This is a genomic window from Novosphingobium sp. HII-3, assembly GCF_002916655.1.
In the GTDB taxonomy this organism is placed as follows: domain Bacteria; phylum Pseudomonadota; class Alphaproteobacteria; order Sphingomonadales; family Sphingomonadaceae; genus Novosphingobium; species Novosphingobium panipatense.
In genome coordinates this window covers 17,172-36,443 of record NZ_PPSM01000057.1, presented here as the reverse complement: position 1 = coordinate 36,443, position 19,272 = coordinate 17,172, and the positions used below count along the sequence as shown (strand labels likewise).

Annotated in this window: 15 protein-coding genes; 12 read left to right on the top strand and 3 right to left on the bottom strand. The window is 66.1% G+C overall.

Annotated elements, in window-relative coordinates:
• Nucleotides 1-5 precede the first annotated feature (5 nt).
• The 6 genes from tsaE to trxA all read left to right on the top strand — a co-directional run bounded on the left by tsaE (nucleotide 6) and on the right by trxA (nucleotide 9,043).
• On the top strand, nucleotides 6-446 hold the full coding sequence (gene tsaE / locus C2R25_RS16660; protein WP_369825718.1) for a tRNA (adenosine(37)-N6)-threonylcarbamoyltransferase complex ATPase subunit type 1 TsaE: 441 nt from the start codon (nucleotides 6-8) through the stop codon (nucleotides 444-446).
• On the top strand, nucleotides 443-1,441 hold the full coding sequence (locus C2R25_RS16655; protein WP_103730283.1) for an aminoglycoside phosphotransferase family protein: 999 nt from the start codon (nucleotides 443-445) through the stop codon (nucleotides 1,439-1,441). Before tsaE ends, C2R25_RS16655 begins: the two co-directional genes overlap by 4 nt.
• Entirely contained in the window at nucleotides 1,438-2,163 is a 726-nt protein-coding gene (locus C2R25_RS16650; protein WP_103730282.1) for a nucleotidyltransferase family protein, read from the top strand. The genes C2R25_RS16655 and C2R25_RS16650 overlap by 4 nt, the downstream gene beginning before the upstream one ends.
• A complete protein-coding gene (locus tag C2R25_RS16645) occupies nucleotides 2,156-5,158 on the top strand; it encodes a PD-(D/E)XK nuclease family protein (RefSeq protein WP_103730281.1) in 3,003 nt (1,000 codons plus the stop codon). The genes C2R25_RS16650 and C2R25_RS16645 overlap by 8 nt, the downstream gene beginning before the upstream one ends.
• Nucleotides 5,155-8,646, top strand: coding sequence for a double-strand break repair helicase AddA (gene addA, locus C2R25_RS16640; RefSeq protein WP_103730280.1), 3,492 nt, complete (start codon nucleotides 5,155-5,157; stop codon nucleotides 8,644-8,646). The genes C2R25_RS16645 and addA overlap by 4 nt, the downstream gene beginning before the upstream one ends.
• Before the next feature lie 76 nt (nucleotides 8,647-8,722).
• The gene (gene trxA / locus C2R25_RS16635) at nucleotides 8,723-9,043 is read left to right on the top strand and encodes a thioredoxin (RefSeq protein WP_103730279.1); all 321 of its coding nucleotides are present in this window, start codon (nucleotides 8,723-8,725) and stop codon (nucleotides 9,041-9,043) included.
• 81 nt (nucleotides 9,044-9,124) lie between these two features.
• On the opposite strand, the gene C2R25_RS16630 is transcribed toward trxA, so the two are convergent.
• Genes C2R25_RS16630 through argJ form a run of 3 tightly spaced genes read right to left on the bottom strand, consistent with a single transcriptional unit; the run spans nucleotide 9,125 to nucleotide 11,801 of the window.
• Nucleotides 9,125-9,946: an inositol monophosphatase family protein gene (locus tag C2R25_RS16630; protein WP_103730278.1), complete on the bottom strand. Its 822-nt coding sequence runs from the start codon at nucleotides 9,944-9,946 to the stop codon at nucleotides 9,125-9,127.
• Entirely contained in the window at nucleotides 9,943-10,572 is a 630-nt protein-coding gene (locus C2R25_RS16625) for a glutathione S-transferase family protein (RefSeq protein WP_103730277.1), read from the bottom strand. The genes C2R25_RS16630 and C2R25_RS16625 overlap by 4 nt, the downstream gene beginning before the upstream one ends.
• Before the next feature lie 2 nt (nucleotides 10,573-10,574).
• Entirely contained in the window at nucleotides 10,575-11,801 is a 1,227-nt protein-coding gene (gene argJ / locus C2R25_RS16620) for a bifunctional glutamate N-acetyltransferase/amino-acid acetyltransferase ArgJ (RefSeq protein ID WP_103730276.1), read from the bottom strand.
• Nucleotides 11,802-12,173: 372 nt separating this feature from the next.
• Between argJ and C2R25_RS16615 the strand changes: the two genes are divergently transcribed.
• The 6 genes from C2R25_RS16615 to C2R25_RS21340 all read left to right on the top strand — a co-directional run bounded on the left by C2R25_RS16615 (nucleotide 12,174) and on the right by C2R25_RS21340 (nucleotide 19,158).
• Nucleotides 12,174-12,452 (top strand): hypothetical protein, encoded by a 279-nt coding sequence (locus C2R25_RS16615; protein ID WP_103730275.1) that lies wholly within the window; start codon nucleotides 12,174-12,176, stop codon nucleotides 12,450-12,452.
• A 104-nt stretch (nucleotides 12,453-12,556) separates the two neighbouring features.
• On the top strand, nucleotides 12,557-15,289 hold the full coding sequence (gene secA / locus C2R25_RS16610; RefSeq protein WP_103730274.1) for a preprotein translocase subunit SecA: 2,733 nt from the start codon (nucleotides 12,557-12,559) through the stop codon (nucleotides 15,287-15,289).
• Between the two features lie 217 nt (nucleotides 15,290-15,506).
• On the top strand, nucleotides 15,507-16,088 hold the full coding sequence (locus C2R25_RS16605) for a hypothetical protein (protein ID WP_158250714.1): 582 nt from the start codon (nucleotides 15,507-15,509) through the stop codon (nucleotides 16,086-16,088).
• A complete protein-coding gene (locus tag C2R25_RS16600; protein WP_103730272.1) occupies nucleotides 16,085-17,434 on the top strand; it encodes a PepSY domain-containing protein in 1,350 nt (449 codons plus the stop codon). Before C2R25_RS16605 ends, C2R25_RS16600 begins: the two co-directional genes overlap by 4 nt.
• A 100-nt stretch (nucleotides 17,435-17,534) precedes the next feature.
• A complete protein-coding gene (locus C2R25_RS16595; protein ID WP_103730271.1) occupies nucleotides 17,535-18,386 on the top strand; it encodes a glucose 1-dehydrogenase in 852 nt (283 codons plus the stop codon).
• 148 nt (nucleotides 18,387-18,534) lie between these two features.
• Nucleotides 18,535-19,158, top strand: a complete 624-nt coding sequence (locus C2R25_RS21340) for a PilZ domain-containing protein (RefSeq protein WP_103730270.1) — start codon at nucleotides 18,535-18,537, stop codon at nucleotides 19,156-19,158.
• Nucleotides 19,159-19,272 lie beyond the last annotated feature (114 nt).

Sequence of the window (19,272 nt, the reverse complement as noted above, 5' to 3'; positions counted from 1 at the left end):
GGACGATCGCGTTACCGGATCTTGCCGCGATGGATCGGTTTGGGCGTGCCGTGGCCGATGCCTTGCGGGCGGGGGATGTGATCGCTCTCACCGGCGGGCTTGGGGCGGGCAAGACCACGCTTGCGCGGGCGATCATCGCCGGTCTCGGCCATGACGGGGAGGTTCCCTCGCCCAGCTTTGCCATCATCGAGCCTTACGATCCGCCCACGGTGCGGCTGCCGCTGGTCCATGCCGACTTCTACCGGCTGAATCATCCCGGCGAGGCCGATGAGATTGGCCTCGACGATTACCGGGAAGGCGCGGCGCTCATTGCCGAGTGGCCGGAGCACGCCGGCGGTTTCGCGCATGAGCCAGGCTGCCTCTCGGTCGCGCTGGAAGTTGTCGAGGACGGCAGGATCGCCATTGTCGAAGGCGGGGCGGATTGGCTAGGGCGGATGCCGGTATGACGTTAGAAAACCCGAACTATCCCGAAGGCCTCGATGCTTTCCTCGCCACCGCCGGCTGGGGAGGCGCAGCGGTAGAGCCGCTGCCGGGCGACGCCTCCTTCCGGCGCTACTTCCGCATCCGCAAGGCGGGTGGCGAAACCGCGATGCTCATGGACGCGCCGCCGCCCCACGAGGATCCGGGGCCGTTCCTGCGCGCCGCACACTGGCTGGACGACAATGGCATGCGTGCGCCGCGCATCCTGGCGGAACGGCCGGAGCGCGGGCTGGTGCTGCTGGAGGACTTCGGTGAAGCGCGGATGCGCGACTATCTCGACCAGTGGCCGGACGATGAGGGCGCAGTCTATTCCTCGGCGGTCGATGCTCTTGTGAAGCTGCATCAGCTGCCGGCCGGGCCGTTCCTCGATTACTCGCTCTCGGAATACCTGCGGGAAGCGAAGCTGTTCATCGACTGGTACTGCACCGCGCAAAACCTCTATGTCGATGCGGCCGGGTTCACCAACGCGTGGGAGCGCGCCCTGGCCGACCTGTTGCCACGGCAACGGCCCGGCGTCACCGTGCTGCGCGACTACCACGCCGAAAACATCATGCTGATCGGGAGCCTCGAAAAGCAGGGGCTGCTCGATTTCCAGGACGCTCTCGTCGGCCATCCGGCCTACGATCTGGTGTCGCTGCTGCAGGATGCGCGCCGCGATGTCTCGGCGGAACTCGAAGCGCAGATGTTCGATCGTTACGTCCAGAAGACGGGCGTGAACGTGGACCGCTTCCTGGCGGATTATGCCCGCCTCGGCGCCCAGCGGAACGCCAAGATCGTAGGCATCTTCGTGCGGCTCTGGCGGCGCGACGGCAAGCCCCGTTATCTCGACCTTATCCCCCGCGTGTGGGCCTTGCTGGAGCGGGACCTCGCGCATCCGGCGCTGGCGCCGGTGGCGGCCTGGTTCGACGCGAACATCCCAGCCGAACTGCGGGCCGCGCAGGGGGGTAGCTTCGCACGATGACCATGAAACAGCTCGCCAGCGATACCGCGATGGTTCTGGCCGCAGGTCTGGGCAAGCGCATGCGTCCGCTGACCGCCACCCAGCCCAAGCCGCTCGTGCGCGTGGCGGGCAGGTCGTTGATCGATCATGCATTGGACAAGCTTGCAAACGCGGGCATCGCCAAGGCGGTCGTGAACGTCCACTACATGGCCGATGCACTCGAAGGGCACCTTGCCGTGCGCAAGGCGCTGCCGCAGATTATCATCTCGGATGAACGCGACATGCTGCTCGAGACCGGGGGCGGCATGGTCAGGGCGGCTGACCGTCTTCCTGATCCCTTCTTTTGCCTCAACAGCGACAACATCTGGCTCGATGGCCCGAATGACGTTTTTGCGGAGCTTTCCACCGCGTGGGACGCCGAGCGAATGGATGCGCTGCTGCTGATGGTGCCGCATACCCGTGCGCTCAATTACAAGGGCGAGGGCGACTTTCACCTCGATCCGGCGGGCCTGGTCTCCCGTCGTAGCCCGGGGCGTGTGGCGCCGTTCATCTTCACGGGCATCCAGCTTGTGTCCCGACGCCTGCTTCGCGATGCGCCGGATGGTCCGTTCTCGACCAATATCCTTTGGTCCCGCGCAATTGAAGAGGGGCGGCTCTTCGGCATCTCGCACATGGGTTTGTGGTTCGAAGTGGGGGAGCCGTCGGCGATCAGGCCGACCGAGGAATGGCTGACTCGTGTCTGATCGGGCCGGGGGCGGGAAGGATCGCCCGAAGGTCTATTCCATCGCCGCACACAGAGGCTTCGCCGACGCGCTCGTGGCGGGCCTCGTGCCCCGCTACACGCAAGATGAGCTTGGCCTTGCCCGCCTGACACTGCTGCTGCCCAGCCGCCGTACGGTGCGCACCATGACGGAGGCCTTCGTCCGTCATTCCGGTAACGGCCTTCTTCTGCCGCGCATGGTGGTGGTGGGCGATCTGGATCTCGATGAGGCGGTCGGTCCGCTGCTCGATCCGCTCGGCGCAGCGGATATCCCTCCGGCGGCCGACGGCACCCGTCGCTGGCTGCGTCTCGCGCACTACCTGCGCGAAGTGGAGGGTGACGCTGCGGGCAAGGGCGCGGCATTGCTGCGCCGCGCTTTCGAGCTCGGTCGGACGATGGACCGCCTGATCGCGGAGGAGATAGCGCCAATCGACCTGATGTCGGAGCGCGTGGTCGGCATCGTCGGCGATCTCGCCGGGCACTGGACGGACAATACGCGCAGCTTCCTCATGGTCCAGCAGCACTGGATCGCGGAACTCGCCGCAAGGGGAGAGATTGACGCGCCGGAGCGCCGCAACCGTTTGTTCGATCACGCAGCCGCGCGCTGGCGCGTGCAGCCTCCCGCGTACCCCGTCATCGCGGCGGGGGTAACGGGCGCCTCTCCCGCACTGGCCCGGCTGCTGCGCGTCGTCAGCGAGCTGCCGCAAGGCCTGGTGGTCCTGCCGGACCTAGACCTTTCCCTTTCCGACGAAGTGTGGTCGGAACTCGGCACCGCCGGGGCGCCCGCTGATGACGGAGATCCGCCGTTCGGCCGCAGCGATGCTGTCACGCACCCGCAGTACCATCTCAAGCTCCTGCTGAACCGCATGGGCGTTTCGCGCCATGAAGTGCAGCCGTGGCATCGCTCCGGCCTTGCCGCCGCGCCGCCGGAGCGCAGTCGCGCCATCTCGAGCCTGTTCCTGCCTCCTCGCGCATCGGCTGCCTGGGTCAATCTTCCCGCCGAGCAACGCAGGCTGAGCGGCGTGCGCCTCATGGAAAGCGCGCATCCCGGGGAAGAAGCACAGGCGATTGCGGTGCTGATCCGCGAGGCGCTGGAAACGCCGGAACGGCGAGTGGCGCTCATATCGCCCGACCGTGGCCTTGCGGCGCGGGTGGTCAGCCACTTGGAGCGCTGGGGCATCGCCGCCGATGATACCGCCGGCCGGCCGATGCCGCAGACGGCGGCGGGACGCCTGCTGCTGCTCCTGGCCGAGGTGGTTTCGGAGCAGGCTGCGCCTGTCCCGCTGATTGCCTTGCTCGTCCATCCACTGGCGGGTGCAGGCGAAAACCGGGCGCGATGGCTTGAGAACGCGCGCAAGCTGGATCTGGAGCTACGCGGGCCGCGGCCGGGGATCGGTCTCGATCCCATCGGCGCTCGGGCGAATGTGGCAAAGGTGGCGGAATGGTGGGGCGGCATTCAGAGCATCCTGACGCCGCTGTTCAGCCTTGGGGAAACGGAACCGCTCGACCACCTGCTGGGCCTCCTGGCCGATGCCGCGGAGGCACTTTGCGGCGAAAGCCTCTGGGGAGGCGCCGACGGCCGGGCGCTTAGCAGCATGCTCGAAGAGCTGAGGGAGGCGGCTGGTTCGGCTGGAACGCTCCTGGACCCGCGTGAACTTCACGCCGTCCTGCGCGACGTGATGGATCGGGTTTCCGTCAGGCCGCCCTGGGGCGGCCATCCGCGTGTCTCCATCTATGGCCTTCTGGAGGCCCGGATGAGCCGGGCCGATCTCGTCATCTGTGGCGGGTTGGTGGAGGGCGTCTGGCCCGGCAGCGCATCGCTGGATGCCCTGCTTCCGCCCGCCGTGCTTCGGGCGCTGGGCGTGCCGGGTGCGGACTTCCGCATCGGCCTGGCCGCGCACGACCTTGCTGCGGCACTCGGCGCGCCGCAGGTCGTGCTGAGCTGGGCGCAGCGTGACGAGGGCGGCCCGGTGATCCCCTCTCGTTTCGTCCTTCGAGTGAGGGCCATGCTCGGCGACCAGCTGGAGCGCCACGTCGAACGCGAGGCGGTCCGTCATGCGCGACGGCTCGACGATGCGGCTCCGGTGGCTCCGCATCCCAGGCCCCAGCCCCTGCCGACGGCAGAACAGCGGCGGGTGGACTTGTCAGTGACCGGGCTCGACCGGCTGCGGGGGGACCCGTACCAGTTCTACGCCAGCGCCATCCTCCGCCTGCGCAGCATCGATGGGCTCGACGCCGAACCCAGCGCGGCTTGGAAAGGTGAAGTTGCGCACCTCATCATGCAACGCTGGCACGAGGCGAAGGAGCCCGCAGGCGGTCTGCACGCGATCGCGCAAGGGGTGCTGACGGAGCAGAACGCCCATCCGCTCATGCGGGCCTTGTGGTGGCCCCGACTGTCGGCGGCGCTCGAAACCTTCGAACGCATGATCCTGGAGGGCAAGCAAGCCGGCCGGAACGTTATCGCCGTGGAGCAGTGGGGCGACATGCTTTACCGCGACGTGCGCATACACGGGCGCGCCGATCGCATCGACCGGCGCGAGGACGGCAGCCTTGCCGTGGTCGATTACAAGACCGGGCAGCCGCCCACCGGCAGCCGGGTCGAAGAGGGCTTCGCACTTCAGCTCGGCCTCATCGCACTGATTGCCAGGGAAGGCGGCTTTGAAGGCATCGAAGGCGTGGCGGACTCGTTCGAGTACTGGTCGATGGCCAAGGGCCGGGACGGGGCAATGGGCTACATGTTCGAACCAGTGCGGGAGGGACGGAAGAAGACCGGAATCCCGCGGGAGGACTTCCTGCCGGAAACCCAGCGTTACCTCGACGACGCCCTCGATCGCTGGATTCTGGGCGAGGAGCCGTTCACCGCGCGGCTCAATCCTGAACTGGGAAGCTATGCCGATTACGATCAGCTGATGCGGCTGGACGAGTGGATCACCTCGCTCGGCGCCCTCGATCCCGAAACGGGAGCGGACCGGGCATGAGCGGTCCTGCAACTGTCCATCCGCTGCACGGCAACCAGATGCGGGCCGTGGACCCGCAGGAGACGGTGTGGCTTTCCGCTTCGGCGGGCACCGGCAAAACGCAGGTTCTTTCCTCGCGTGTGCTTCGCCTGTTGCTCCAGCCGGACGTGGACCCCTCGCAGGTGCTTTGCCTCACCTTCACCAAGGCCGGCGCCACGGAAATGGCGGCGCGCATCAACGGCACGCTTGCCGAGTGGGTGCGTCTGCACGAAGCCGAGCTTGGCATGCGCCTCGCCGCCATCGGTGCACAGGCGACTCCTGAGAACATCGCGCGCGCGCGTACGCTGTTCGCCTCGGTGCTGGATTCTCCGGGCGGCGGGCTGAGGATCGACACGATCCATGCCTTTTCGCAGTGGCTTCTGGCGACCTTCCCGCTGGAGGCGGACCTCATCCCCGGCAGCCGGCCCATGGAAGATCGGGAACGTGACTTGCTGGCGCGTGAGGTGCTGGCGGATCTGCTCGTCGATGCCGAGGATGGCCTGAAAGGTGACCCCGCGCTGCTCAGGGCGGTGGAGCAGCTTTCCCTGCGCCACGGCCCGGACGCGGTCATGGCGTTCCTGCTGCGCTGCGCCTCCGCCCGTGAGGCGTGGTTCGGTCCCGGCGGATGGCAAGCGGGCGACCTGCGCGCCAACGTGCTCCGCCTGCTCGGCCTTCCTCCCGAAGCGGACTGGGACTGGTTGGCGGCGAGGTGCGAGGATGCCGCCTTCGACGTGCGGTCGGTGCGGCACTGCATGGCCGTCAACAACGAATGGGGGACGAAGACGGGGCTTACGGCGGTCGATGCGATCAGCGAGTGGCTCCTTGGTACCGGCACGCAGCGGCTGGAGGCGCTGGAGGCGCTTGCCCGGGTCTTTCTCACTCAGAAAGGCGAGCCCAAGTCCACGACGTCGCAGGACAGGCTCGATCCCGGATACGCGGACTCCTGCGCGCGCGTGATCGAGGATGTGCTGGCGATCCGGGCGGCTCGTGCGCTTCTCGCCCTTGCCGATCGCCTCGTTCCTGCCCTGCGTCTGGGGCGTGCCTTCGCGCTGGCATGGGACGCGGCGAAACAGCGCGAAGGCCTGATCGACTTCGACGACCAGATCCGCCGCGCGGCGGATCTTCTTGCCAACCAGGCGCAGGCGGACTGGATCCGCTACAAGCTGGACCGCCGCTTCGATCATATCCTCGTCGACGAGGCGCAGGATACCAACGCGGCGCAATGGGACATCATCTTCGCGATGGCGGGCGAATTCTGGGCTGGGCTCGGCCAGCATGAGAATGTCATGCGCACGCTCTTCGTCGTGGGTGACTACAAGCAGGCCATCTTCCGCTTCCAGGGCACCAGCCCGGAGAATTTCCGCCGCGCCGCAGATCGCGTCCGTCGCGAGATGGGCGCGGCGGCGGATAACGCCAGTTCCCTTCGCAGCGCCATCACGCCGCCCCAGTTCCGCGAGTACGGCCTCGATCGGTCTTTCCGCAGTGCGCAGCCGGTGCTCGACTTCGTGGATCGCGCCATCGCCGGAATCGGCCACGAGAACTTCGGCCTCGACCGCCCGGCCGAGCGGCACCAGGGGCAGGAGCGGCCCGGCTACGTCGCCGTCTGGCAGCCCGTCAGCGATGTCGCCGGTGGCGAGGACGACGAACTGCCGGATGAGGAGGGCGTCTCCCCCGACTGGCTCTCCCGACCCGACCGCCAGATGGCGGAACGCATCGCTCTTCAGGTGCGGGAATGGCTGGATGAACAGGGGCCGGGTTTCACGCTTGTGAAAGGCCGGCCGCGCCGCGCCCGGGCGGAAGACATCATGGTGCTCGTCCGTCAGCGCAAGGAGCTCGCCGGGCTGATCGTTGCACGGCTTCATGCGGCGGGTGTGCCTGTCGCCGGCGTCGACCGTCTGCGGCTCGGGGCTCCGCTTGCGGTCAAGGATCTGGTCGCCGCGTTGCGCTTTGCCGTGCAGCCGCTGGATGACCTCAACCTGGCGGCTCTTCTGGTGTCACCGCTGGTGGGATGGAGTCAGGAGCAGTTGCTGGCTCATGGCTACCGGGACAAGCATGCCCGCCTTTGGGAGCACCTGCGCCGTTCGCGCGAGCCGGAGGTCGCGGCCGTCATGCTGCAGCTGGGCGAGCTTCTCGCCCGGGCGGACTACGCGCCGCCGCAGGACCTCCTCCAGTGGCTGCTCGTGGGGCCATGGCAGGGGCGGCGCCGGCTGGTGGCGCGGCTTGGCACCGAAGCCAACGATCCGATCGACGAACTGGTGAACGCGACCAAGGCCTATGCCGTCACGGCCACCCCAAGCCTTGCCGGCTTCCTCGCGTGGTTTGATGCGGGTGACGGCGAGTTGAAGCGCGAAGCGGACAATGCCGCCGGTCTGGTCAGGGTCATGACGGTCCACGGATCGAAGGGGCTGCAGGCACCTATAGTCATCCTTGCGGACGCCACGACCAATCCGGATAACGCGCGCGAACGCGGGATAGATCTGCCCGACCCGGCGAACGAGACTCGTCTGATCCCGCTCCCGCCCTTGTCGAAGGAGGAGAAGCAGGGCCGCATTGCCCAGCGGATCGAGGAAGGGAAACGCGCTGACGAACAGGAGCACTGGCGCCTGCTATACGTCGCGATGACGCGGGCCGAGGAAGCGCTGTTCGTGGGCGGGGCCCTGACCAGCCGCGATAAGGGCGAGCCGAGCCCGAAGAGCTGGTACGCCCGGCTGCGCCAGCTCTTTCCCACAGACGCCGTCCTTGCCGATCCGATTTGGGGTGGGCGGTGCGAACATGGCGTCCTGGCAGAGCCGGTGCCGCTGAAGACGGGGGCGCCGCAACTCGATTTGCGCGAACCGCTGCCGCGCTGGCTGGACCGCGCACCACCCGCCGAGCCGCGCCCGCCGCGGCCTCTGGCTCCCTCGGCCCTTGGCGAGGAGGACGCGCCCGATCCGCCGTTCCCGCCCGGGGCCGGACGCGATGCCGCGCGCCGCGGCACCCTGGTCCACAAGCTGCTGGAACGCCTGCCCGATGTAGCGCCGCCGTCGCGCCGGTCGGCCGGCGAAGCATGGCTGCAGCGACATGCCGCCGATGTTGCGCAGGAGGACCGCGCCGCGCTGCTCGCCAGCGCACTGGCGGTGCTGGAGAACCCGGCCTGGGCTGACCTTTTCACGCCGGACAGTCTTGCGGAAGTTCCGGTGGCAGCAGTCGTGGGCGGCCAGGTCATTGCCGGCACCATCGACCGCCTCGTCATCGAGCCGGATCGCGTGCGCATCGTCGATTACAAGAGTGCGCGCCGGCCGCCTGACCACATTGATGCCGTGCCTCGTGGCGTTTTGCGCCAGATGGGCGCTTACGCCGCAGCGCTCGAGGCCACGTTCCCCGGGCGGTCGGTGGAAGTCGCCTTGCTGTATACCGCGATCCCGCGTCTCATCGAGGTGCCCGCCGAGGTGCTGGCCCGGCACAAGCCCGACTTGGAGCCGGGTGAGTAAACCTTTCGCCCTGCGGCGTTGCGCCGCCGGGTATCTGTCCTAAATTGTAGGCAAAGTTTCCTTCAGGAGTGTTTCGATGTCCACCATTGCCGTCACCGATGCCAGCTTCGAGGCCGACGTCCTCAAGTCCGACAAGCCCGTCCTCGTCGACTTTTGGGCGGATTGGTGCGGTCCGTGCAAGATGATCGCTCCCGCGCTTGAGGAAATCGCCGAGGAACTGGGCGAACAGGTGACCATCGCCAAGATGGACATCATGGCCAACACGGACACGCCGGCTCAGATCGGCGTGCAGTCTATCCCGCTGCTGGTGCTGTTCAAGGACGGCCAGCCGGTGGCGAAGAAGCTTGGCGCGGCACCCAAGAGCGCGCTCAAGGGCTGGATCGAAAGCGAGCTCTGAGCCGCTCTGCCCTTGTGTTTCCCAGCAGGCCCCTGCCGCGAAAAGCGGCGGGGGCTTTCGTTTTGGGAGGCGTTCGGGCGCTCAGCCCATCGCGGCGGTGAGGGCGGCGAAGCTGTCCCACAGCTGCGGGCTGGATGCGCCGATGAGGTCGCGCCGGTCGTATTCGTCGACCCTGTAGGCACTGCCATCGGGCCGTGCCGCCATGCCGCCCGCTTCGTTCAGGAACAGCACGCCTGCCGCGTGGTCCCACGGCAAGGTGCGGTTGAACACCGAGATGTCGTTGATGCCCAGGACCAGCCGCGGGTACTGCTCGGCAGCGCATCGCGGAATGTCCACCAGGGTGTACTCCGGCGCTATGTGAGTCAGCACCTTCTGGCGTGCGCCTTCGTCGAGAAAGACGGTCGATATGGCCGCGACCGGCGGTTGGCATCCGGTTGCGCGTGCGCTCACGCGTGCGCCGTCGATCCAGGCTCCGCCGCCGAGATCGGTCTTGCAGAACCGTCCTGTCAGGCAATCGAGGATCCAGCCTCCGATCGTCTCCCCCTTGTCCGCGAGAGCGACGAGGATGCCGAACGGGGGCTTTCCGGCCGCAAAGTTGTTGGTTCCGTCCAAGGGATCGACGATCCAGCAGAGCCGATCCTTCAGGCGCTCCATCACGGACGGATCTGCGTAGACGGCTTCTTCTCCAACGACCGCGGCCTCCGGAAGCAACGCCGCGAGGCGATCCGTCAGGAGAAGCTCGGCTTCCTTGTCAGCGATGGTGACGACGTCGTCCGGCGCCTTCGCGTCGATCTCGCTTGCCGCGAGACGTTGGTAATGCGGGAGGATCGCAGCGCCGCTCGCCTCGCGCATGATGGCTTCCACGGCGTCGTGCAGGCTGGGTGTAAGCGATGAACGTGTCATGTCAGCGGGATCATGACCTTGTCCCCGAAGCCGGGGCGCTCGCGGATCCGGGCGTACCAGTCGGCCACGGCCGGGAACTCCGGCTTGTCGAACGGCAGGCTGAACCACGTGTAAGCGTAGACACCCATGGGGATGTCGCCGATTCCGAACTGGCTTCCGGAGAGCCAGGGCCTCTCACCGAGGTACGTGTCCATGACCTTCAGGTGCTGCGCACACTGGTTGATGCGGCGGGCGATCGCGTCATAGTCCCATTGATCCTCCGGCGTGCGGGCGAACGCCAGGAACGGCTCGCGCTGCGCATCCGCGTAAGTGATCTGCCAGTCCATCCACCGGTCCGCCAGCGCGCGGTCGATCGGATCGGCGGGAAACCAGGCGGGGCCGCCGTATTCCGCCGCCATGTACCGCAAAATCGCGTTCGATTCCCAGAGGACGATCTTGCCATCTTCGATCATCGGGACGAGCCGGTTCGGGTTTCTTGCAAGGTAAGCGTCGGTGTAGCCGAAAGCGCCGCCGATGTCGTGGCGGCGGTACGCGAGGCGCAGCTCCTCCGCGAACCAGACGACCTTCTTCACGTTGTGCGAATTCAGGCGGCCCCAGATCGTGAAGAACGGCTCTGCCCCAGCCATGTTCAGCTCCTGTAGTCCGCGTTGATCGAGATGTACCCGTGCGTAAGGTCGCAGGTCCAGACAGTCGCCGCACCGTCGCCGAGACCGAGGTCCACTTCGATGGAGATGTCCTGCCCCTTGAGGTGTGCGGCGACGGGCGCTTCGTCGTAGTCGGCCAGCGGCAGCCCCTCACGGGCGGCCCATGTGCCGCCGAAGCCGATGGAGAGCCTGTCACGGTCGGCGGGCTCACCCGCCTTGCCCACGGCCATCACCACGCGGCCCCAGTTCGCATCCTCCCCGGCGATGGCGGTCTTGACCAGCGGCGAGTTGGCGATGGCCATGCCGACCTTGCGGGCGCTCTCGTCCGAAACGGCGCCGGTGACGCTTACGGCGATGAACTTCTGGGCCCCTTCGCCGTCCCGGACGACGAGGTGGGACAGCTGCAGGCAGACGTCGTGAATCGCCGCTGCAAAGGCGTCCGCGCCGGCGCTTTCGAACGAGGCGAGCGGCGTGTTACCGGCCTTGCCCGTCGCGAAGGCGAGCACGGTGTCGCTGGTCGAGGTGTCCGAATCAACGGTGATGCAGGAGAACGTGCGCTCGTTCGCGGCCGAGAGGCACTGTTGCAGGAAGGCGGGTTCCACGGCGGCATCGGTGAAGATGTAGCCCAGCATCGTCGCCATGTCGGGCGCGATCATGCCAGAACCCTTGATGATGGCGCTGATCGTGACTTTCGTGTCGCCGATCATCGCCGTTGCCGTGGCACCCTTGGCGAAAGTGTCCGTCGTCGCGATGGTGTTCGCCGCCTCTTCCCACGAGCATGGCTCTGCGAGGAGAGCCTTGGCGACGCCTTCGCGCGCCTTGTCCTTCGGGAGGGGCACGCCGATCACACCGGTCGATGAGACGAAGACCTGCTCCCTCGCGCAGCCGAGATGGGCGGCGACCTGGTCCATGATCTGCTCCACCGCCTCCCGGCCACGGTAACCGGTGAAGGCGTTGGAATTGCCGGCGTTCACCACGAGGGCGCGGGCATGGCCCTGCGTGATATTCGCGCGGCCGAGTTCTACTTCGCTGGAGCAGCAGAGATTTCGGGTGAAGACGCCAGCGACCGTCGTGCCTTCATCAAGGGTGACGTAGGTCAGGTCGCATCGCCCCCAGTCCTTGTATCCCGCACGGACGGCGTGCGGCGTAGCACCCGCGATATCGGGCAGAACAGGGAAGGGAGAGGCGAGCGGAGAAACGGTGTAGGCCATGGTGCAGGGTGCCTAGCGCGTGCGCGTTGGAGGTCAAGGGAGCTTGGGGTGAGGGTTACCCGCTGCGAGAGGTTTACACGGTTTACACGGTCCTGAAGCAAGGCCTTGCGGTTCATGGAGGCCTGGGTGCAGACGGTGGCGGGATGCGGGATAGGTCGGGGCAGGGGCACCGAATGGACGCTACATTTCCAGGAGAGTTGTAGGAAAGCGTGAAGAAGGGAGTTACCTGTATTCCAGGCCATTGTTTGGCGCAGCCGATAGTCTTTCCGCCCGATCCCGGCAGTGCTGTCGAGGGCGTGAAAGCCGTGCTGCGAGGCGTTCACCGCAAACGCATGTGGACACATCCCGTCATCGACCCTATCTGACGAGCTGATGGCACATCGCCTGCTCCTGACCCTGCTTGCCCTGCTTACGGGCTTTGCCGCGCAGATCGGCCCTGCCGAAGCGCGGGTTGCGCAGATGGCCGCCCAGCAGGTCTCCGCAGCGTTCGAACGTACAGCCGCAAAGTCACCACGGGCTCCCGTCGCATTGGCGCGCCTGCCGGAACCCGGTCTGCGCAACACGCGCCGCCAGGCACCCTTGCGGACTGCCGAGCCGACTCCGATCGTCGTCAGGACGGTCCTGACCGGCATAGACCGCGCGCACGAATAGCGCGTTCGCGCATTCCTCGCTTTCTCGCGACCTTTTCGCGCCCAGCCTCGCTGCGGCGCGCGCACATCGATCATACGCATTCACGAAAACAGGGATTCCCCGCCATGCTCGGCGCACTCGTCAAATCCATCTTCGGCTCGTCCAACGAGCGTTACGTCAAGTCGCTCGACAAGGTCGTCGGCCGCATCAACGCCTTTGAGCCCACGCTGGAGGCGATGAGCAACGAGGAACTGGCCGCTCAGACCCCCAAGTTCCGCCAGCTGCTGGCGGACGGCGCTACTCTTGACGACATCCTGCCCGAAGCGTTCGCTACCGTGCGCGAGGCTTCGAAGCGCGTGTTCGGCATGCGCCACTTCGACGTTCAGCTGATCGGCGGCATCGTGCTTCATCGCGGCGAAATCGCCGAGATGCGCACCGGTGAGGGCAAGACCCTCGTGGCCACCACGGCGACCTACCTTAATGCGCTCGAGGGCAAGGGCGTCCACGTCGTCACGGTGAACGACTACCTCGCCCGCCGCGACGCGGAGCAGATGGAAAAGCTGCACGGCTTCCTGGGCCTGACGGTCGGTGTCATCGTACCCAACCTAAATGAGTGGGAGCGGCGCGAAGCCTATGGCGCCGACATCACGTACGGTACGAACAACGAGTTCGGGTTCGATTACCTTCGCGACAACATGAAGCACGAGCGCAGCCAGATGGTGCAGCGCCCCTTCAACTTCGCCATCGTCGACGAGGTCGACTCGATCCTGATCGACGAGGCGCGGACGCCGCTGATCATTTCCGGTCCGACCGACGACAAGAGCGAGCTCTACGTCCAGGTCGATGCCATCGTGAAGCAGCTCCAGCCCGAAGACTACGAGGCGGACGAGAAGACCAAGAACATCTCGCTCACCGAAGACGGCGTCGAGAAGGCCGAGCGTTTGCTTGAAGCGGCCGGTCTCCTCGTGGGCTCCAACCTCTACGACGTGGAGAACACGCAGGTCGTCCATCATCTGGACCAGGCCCTGAAGGGCGTGTTCATGTTCAAGCGCGACACGGACTACATCGTGAAGGACGGCAAGGTCGTCATCATCGACGAGTTCACGGGCCGCATGATGGATGGCCGTCGCTGGTCGAACGGCCTGCACCAGGCGGTGGAAGCCAAGGAAGGCGTCCGCATCGAGCCGGAGAACCAGACCCTCGCCTCGATCACGTTCCAGAACTACTTCCGCATGTATCCGAAGCTGTCCGGCATGACCGGTACGGCCGCCACGGAAGCGGGCGAGTTCTACGACATCTACAAGATGAACGTCGTCACCATCCCCACGAACGTGCCCGTCCAGCGCGTCGATGAGGAGGACGAGTTCTACAAGAACACGATGGACAAGTTCGCGGCCATCGCGAAGCTGATCCGTGAAAAGAACGAGAAGGGCCAGCCAGTTCTCGTCGGTACCGTGTCCATCGAAAAGTCGGAACTGCTGTCGGACTTCCTCAACAAGGAAGGCGTCAAGCACTCGGTCCTGAATGCTCGCTTCCATGAAATGGAAGCGCACATCGTGGCGCAGGCGGGCTCTCTCGGTGCTGTCACCATCGCCACCAACATGGCCGGTCGCGGTACGGACATCCAGCTGGGCGGCAACGTCGAGTTCCGCGTCGAGGACGAGCTGCGTGACCTGCCCGAAGGCCCGGAACGCGACTCCGCGATCGCGCGCATCAAGGCCGAGGTGGGGGAGCAGAAGCGTCTCGTCCTGGAGGCGGGCGGCCTCTGCGTCATCGGTACGGAGCGTCACGAAAGCCGACGCATCGACAACCAGCTGCGCGGACGTTCCGGCCGCCAGGGCGATCCGGGCATGTCGAAGTTCTACCTCTGCCTCGAGGACGACCTGCTGCGCATCTTCGGTCCGGACACCCTGTTCTCCAAGATGATGAACAATAACCTCGCGGATGGCGAGGCGATCGGCTCCAAGTGGCTGTCGAAGGCGATCGAGACGGCGCAGAAGAAGGTGGAGGCCCGCAACTACGAAGTGCGCAAGCAGGTCGTCGAGTACGACGACGTGATGAACGACCAGCGCAAGGTCATCTACGAGCAGCGCGCCGACATCATGGATGCGGATGCCGTGGACGACGTTGTCGTCGAAATGCGCCACGACACCATCAACGCCCTTGTCGCGGACACCTGCCCGGCCGGCTCCTATCCGGAGAACTGGAAGGTCGAGGAACTCACCGTCAAGGTGAAGGACATCCTTAATGTCGACGCGCCGATCTCCGCGTGGATCGAGGAAGACGGGCTCGAACCGGAGGACATCGAGCAGCGCATCACGGAGCTTGCCGACGCGCACATGGCAGCCAAGATGGCGCAGGACGATCCGGCGATCTGGCGCCAGGTCGAGAAGTCGATCCTGCTCGACCGCCTGGACCATTACTGGAAGGAGCACCTCGCCACGCTCGACGCGCTGCGTCAGGTGGTGTTCCTGCGCGCCTATGCCCAGAAGCAGCCGATCAACGAGTACAAGCAGGAAGCCTTCGGCCTGTTCGAGCGCATGCTCGACACCATCCGCGAAGACGTCACCCGCATCATTTCCGTCAGCGAACTGCGGATGGCGGAGCCTGCGGAGCTGCCTGAACTGCCGGACTTCCTGACCGGGCACATCGATCCGCTCAGCGGGCTCGACAACAGCAACGATGGCGACGGTTCCGCCGCCATGCCGCAGCTGTTCGGCGCGCTCGCAGGTAGCCCGGACGGCGTCGGGGCGAACGGGGAGGGTAATCCCTGGGCCGATCTCCAGATCAGCCGCAACGCACCGTGCCCCTGTGGTTCGGGCAACAAGTACAAGCACTGTCACGGCGCTCTGGCCTGACGGCCTTCGCGCCGGCTCGCGGTCGCGGCTGACGAAATCGAAGGAGCCTCGGCATCGCCCGGGGCTCCTTCTTTTTTGACGACCTTGTTAATGCAAGTAACTCGCATTAAAGGCTCGCGGATAAACGTCAGGGGACCCGAGTGCGTTGTCGAAACTTGCCTGCCCTCCTTGTGGCCGTGCCGCCGTGCATCAGTCTTTCCGCCAGGCCCGGCGCTGAATGATGGCGACGGATGCCTTGATCGCCGCTTCTGCGCTGGCCGCCGTCCTCGGGATCGGCACGCTGCGCTTTGCGTGGTCGCGCGCGAAGCGGTCCTCGGTGCTGAATACGCTGGGCTGGGGCCTGCTGGCGGCTTCCGTCGCCGGGGGCTGGGCCGGGGCCGGCGCCTGGGGCTCGACGGTCTCGGCCCTGTGGGCCATGGGCGCGGCTTTCGTCCTGCTCGCTGTTGCCGCTCTGACGGCTCCTGCGGCGCGGTCGCCTGCGTCAAACCGACGGGCGGGGATGCTGCCGGAAGGCAACGAACCGCGACGGACAGGTCGCCGCCTGATCACCTTTCTGCTGGTCGCCGTCCTGCCGCTCGTCCCTTCTGTCGGAGCGGCGCTGGCACTGGTGCAGCTCGGAAAAGCCCTGGGCTGGAGCACCGCCAACGCGCTGGTCACGGCGCTGATGGCGGCCCCGCTGGTCTGGGCACTCATCACCTATGCGGTGCTGATGCGGGCGGACCGCCAAGGGCAGCTTAAGATACTGGCCCTCGCAAGCCTTCCCCTTCTGCCTGCTCTTGCCGCCGGGATCGCCGCATGACGACTGCGCCTGAACCTTCCACCGTCAAGCGGGCCCTGTCCGCGCATGCCGCCATCGGCCTCCTCGGCGGAGCGCTGCTTTACCTCGTCAGCCTCACCGGAACCCTCGCCGTCTTCTTTGCCGAGATGCAGCGGGTGGAGCAGGTGCGTGCCCCCGAAATGAGCACCATCACCCCGCAGGCTGTACAGCGGGGCGTGGAGGCGGCACTGGATGCCGAGCGCGGCGGGCCTACCACGACGCACCTCTACGTTCACATGCCGGTGCCCGAACTGCCGCGCACGACCATCACCACCGACACCCGCGCGACCCACGTGAACACGGATGGAACGCTTGCCAATGCCGAGGAGATCGCCTGGTCGGACTTCCTCGTCGCGCTGCATTATACGCTCAACCTGCCGGCGCTCGTGGGCATCACCATCGTCGGCATCCTCGGCGTCATGATGCTTGCGCTTGCCCTCTCGGGCGTGGTCGCTCACCCGCGCATCTTCCGCGATGCCTTCCTGCTGCGCGCGCGCAACGGCAACGGCGTGGCCCTTGCCGACTGGCACAACCGGATGAGCGTCTGGACTCTCCCGTTTTCCGTGGCCGTCGCCCTGACCGGAGCCGTCATCGGCCTTGCGACTGTCACCGCCTTCACCATCGCCGCGCTCGATCATGACGGCGACATCGAAGCGGTCTACGCGCCCCTTTTCGGCGAGGAGGGCGAGCATGACGCCAGCGCGGCCCCGGCGCCGAACGTGGCGGCGGCGCTAGGCTATATGGCGCGCCAGCATCCCTCGCGCACCATCACGTACGTCACCTTGCACGATCCGCTCACCCGGGGGCAGGAGATCCAGGTTTCCGCGCTCCACGAGCGTCGCCTGATTTTCGGCGAAACCTATCGCTTCGACGGGCAAGGCCGCTTCATCGCCACGGCCGGACTTTCCGACGGAGAGGTGGGGCAGCAGATCGCCGCGTCCAACTATCGGCTTCATTTCGGCAATTTCGGCGGCCTTCCGGTCAAGATGGCCTATGTCCTGTTCGGGCTGGCCCTGACGGCGATCTGCGCGACCGGCACGTACATCTGGCTCGGCAAGCGCCGCCGCCGCGGGCATGACGAGCCCCGGCTGCTCAAGGCTTGGGACGCGGTCGTCTGGGGCATGCCCTCGGCGCTGGCGCTCTCGCTGGCCGCACGGTTCGCCCTTGGCAACGAGGCGCCGCTGGCCGCGATCTTCTGGCTGGGCTCGCTTCTTGCCGTGCTGATCGCTCTGGCGCCGATACCGCCGCAGCGGTTCCGTCGATCGGCGCAAGGGCTCCTCGTCCTGACCTGTGCCATTGCCGCCGGGCTCTGGTTCGTGAATCTCTGAAGGCCTGCGTTCTCCGTCGAAGGCTCCGCAGATGCGACGAACGGCAGGCGCGGGGAAACCGCGCCGCGGTGCCTTCGTTCCATCTGGAAAGGAGATACACATGACCGAGACCAACGAGATGATCCACGAAGACCCGCTACCGGGCCACGAGAGCACTCTCGAACCCAAGCCGGAGTGGCAGCCACGGTATCCCGGATCGGGCCGGCTGCAGGGGAAGGTCGCGGTCATCACGGGCGCCGACAGCGGCATCGGGCGTGCCGTGGCCGCGCTCTATGCGCGAGAGGGCGCGGACATAACCATCGTCTACTTGCTCGAAGACGATGACGCCGCGGAGACGAAGCGGATCGTCGAGGCGGAAGGGCGACGGGCGATCACCGTGCGCGCGGACGTCGGCTCGCGCAAGATGTGCGAGAAAGTCGCGGAAGAGACGCTGGCGGCGTTCGGTCGCATCGACATCCTCGTGAACAACGCCGGCGAGCAACATCCCGACAAGGACATCATGGACATTTCGGAGGAGCAGCTGCGCCGCACCTTCCAGACCAACATCTTCGGCATGTTCTTCATGACGCAGGCGGTTCGTCCGCATCTTTCCGCCGGCGCCGCGATCATCAACTGCACGAGCGTAACCATGTACCAGGGCAGCAAGGAACTGCTCGACTACAGCTCGACCAAGGGCGCCATCACCGCCTTCACGCGGTCGCTGTCCGAAAACCTCATCGAGCACGGTATTCGTGTGAACGCCGTTGCCCCGGGTCCGATCTGGACGCCGCTGAACCCCTGCGGCGGGGCCACGCCGGACAAGCTGGAGCATTTCGGTGAAAGCACACCCATGGGCCGTCCGGGGCAGCCCAACGAGGTGGCCCCGTCCTTCCTGTTCCTCGCGTGCGACGACGCCAGCTACATGAGCGGGCAGGTTCTGCATCCGAACGGCGGCATCATCGTCAACGGTTGAGCGATGGCGCTGGCCGGTCTTGCGGGGTCACCACCTTGAGAAAGCCGGGGGAGCGGGCGCTGAGGTGATCCCGCTCCCGCTCCCGCTATCGGCGCAAGATGCCTGAGCGAGACACGTCCAGAACCGCTTGCATCTTCCTCAAGAACAAATGCGGTCACCTCACAGGTCCCGGCGGGTTCCCGCGTCTGCCCTTTGCCTTCGATTGCAGTCTGATCGAGGGACAGAACGCTTCATTAACTTTTATGTTCTACTGGGAAGCATGGGGTCGTTCAGACAAAGGGAACCGCGTCGCGCCGTTCATCTCACGGCTCGTCTTCGTTGCGATGCGGGCTGGTCAGACGTCATCATCCGTAATGTCTCGACGCGGGGCCTTATGTTGGAGTCCCACCAGCCACCGGCGAGGGGTACCTTCATCGAGGTACGCCGGGGACATTCCTGCATTGTCGGACAAGTTCGGTGGAGCAGGGAAGGGCGCTTCGGGATCCGGAGCCAGAGTAAAATCGATGCAGAGCAGCTCCTCGCGGAGCGCCCAGGAGAGACTAACGGCAATGATCGCCGCGCGAAGCCGCGCGACGACGTTGCACTGCGACCGAGGATTTCCGCAGACCTCCAGCATCATCGAAGCAGATATTTTGCGCGATTGGCAGAGTGGGCGGTGGTGGTCATAGCCGTGGCATTCGGCGCCTACGTTCTGGCTACGCACGCCACCTCAGCGTTGTCGCGGTCGCTTCTTCCGGCCCGCTCGGCTTTCGAGGGCAGTCTCCGCGATTAAACCTCTTCTTCCGGCTGCTGCAGAGCGCCTCCAGTGGCGAACTGCGAATGACGAACAAAGGCATGAAGGCTGTCAGTGGCCAACGCACCGACAAGAGGCTCGCGAAGTAATCGA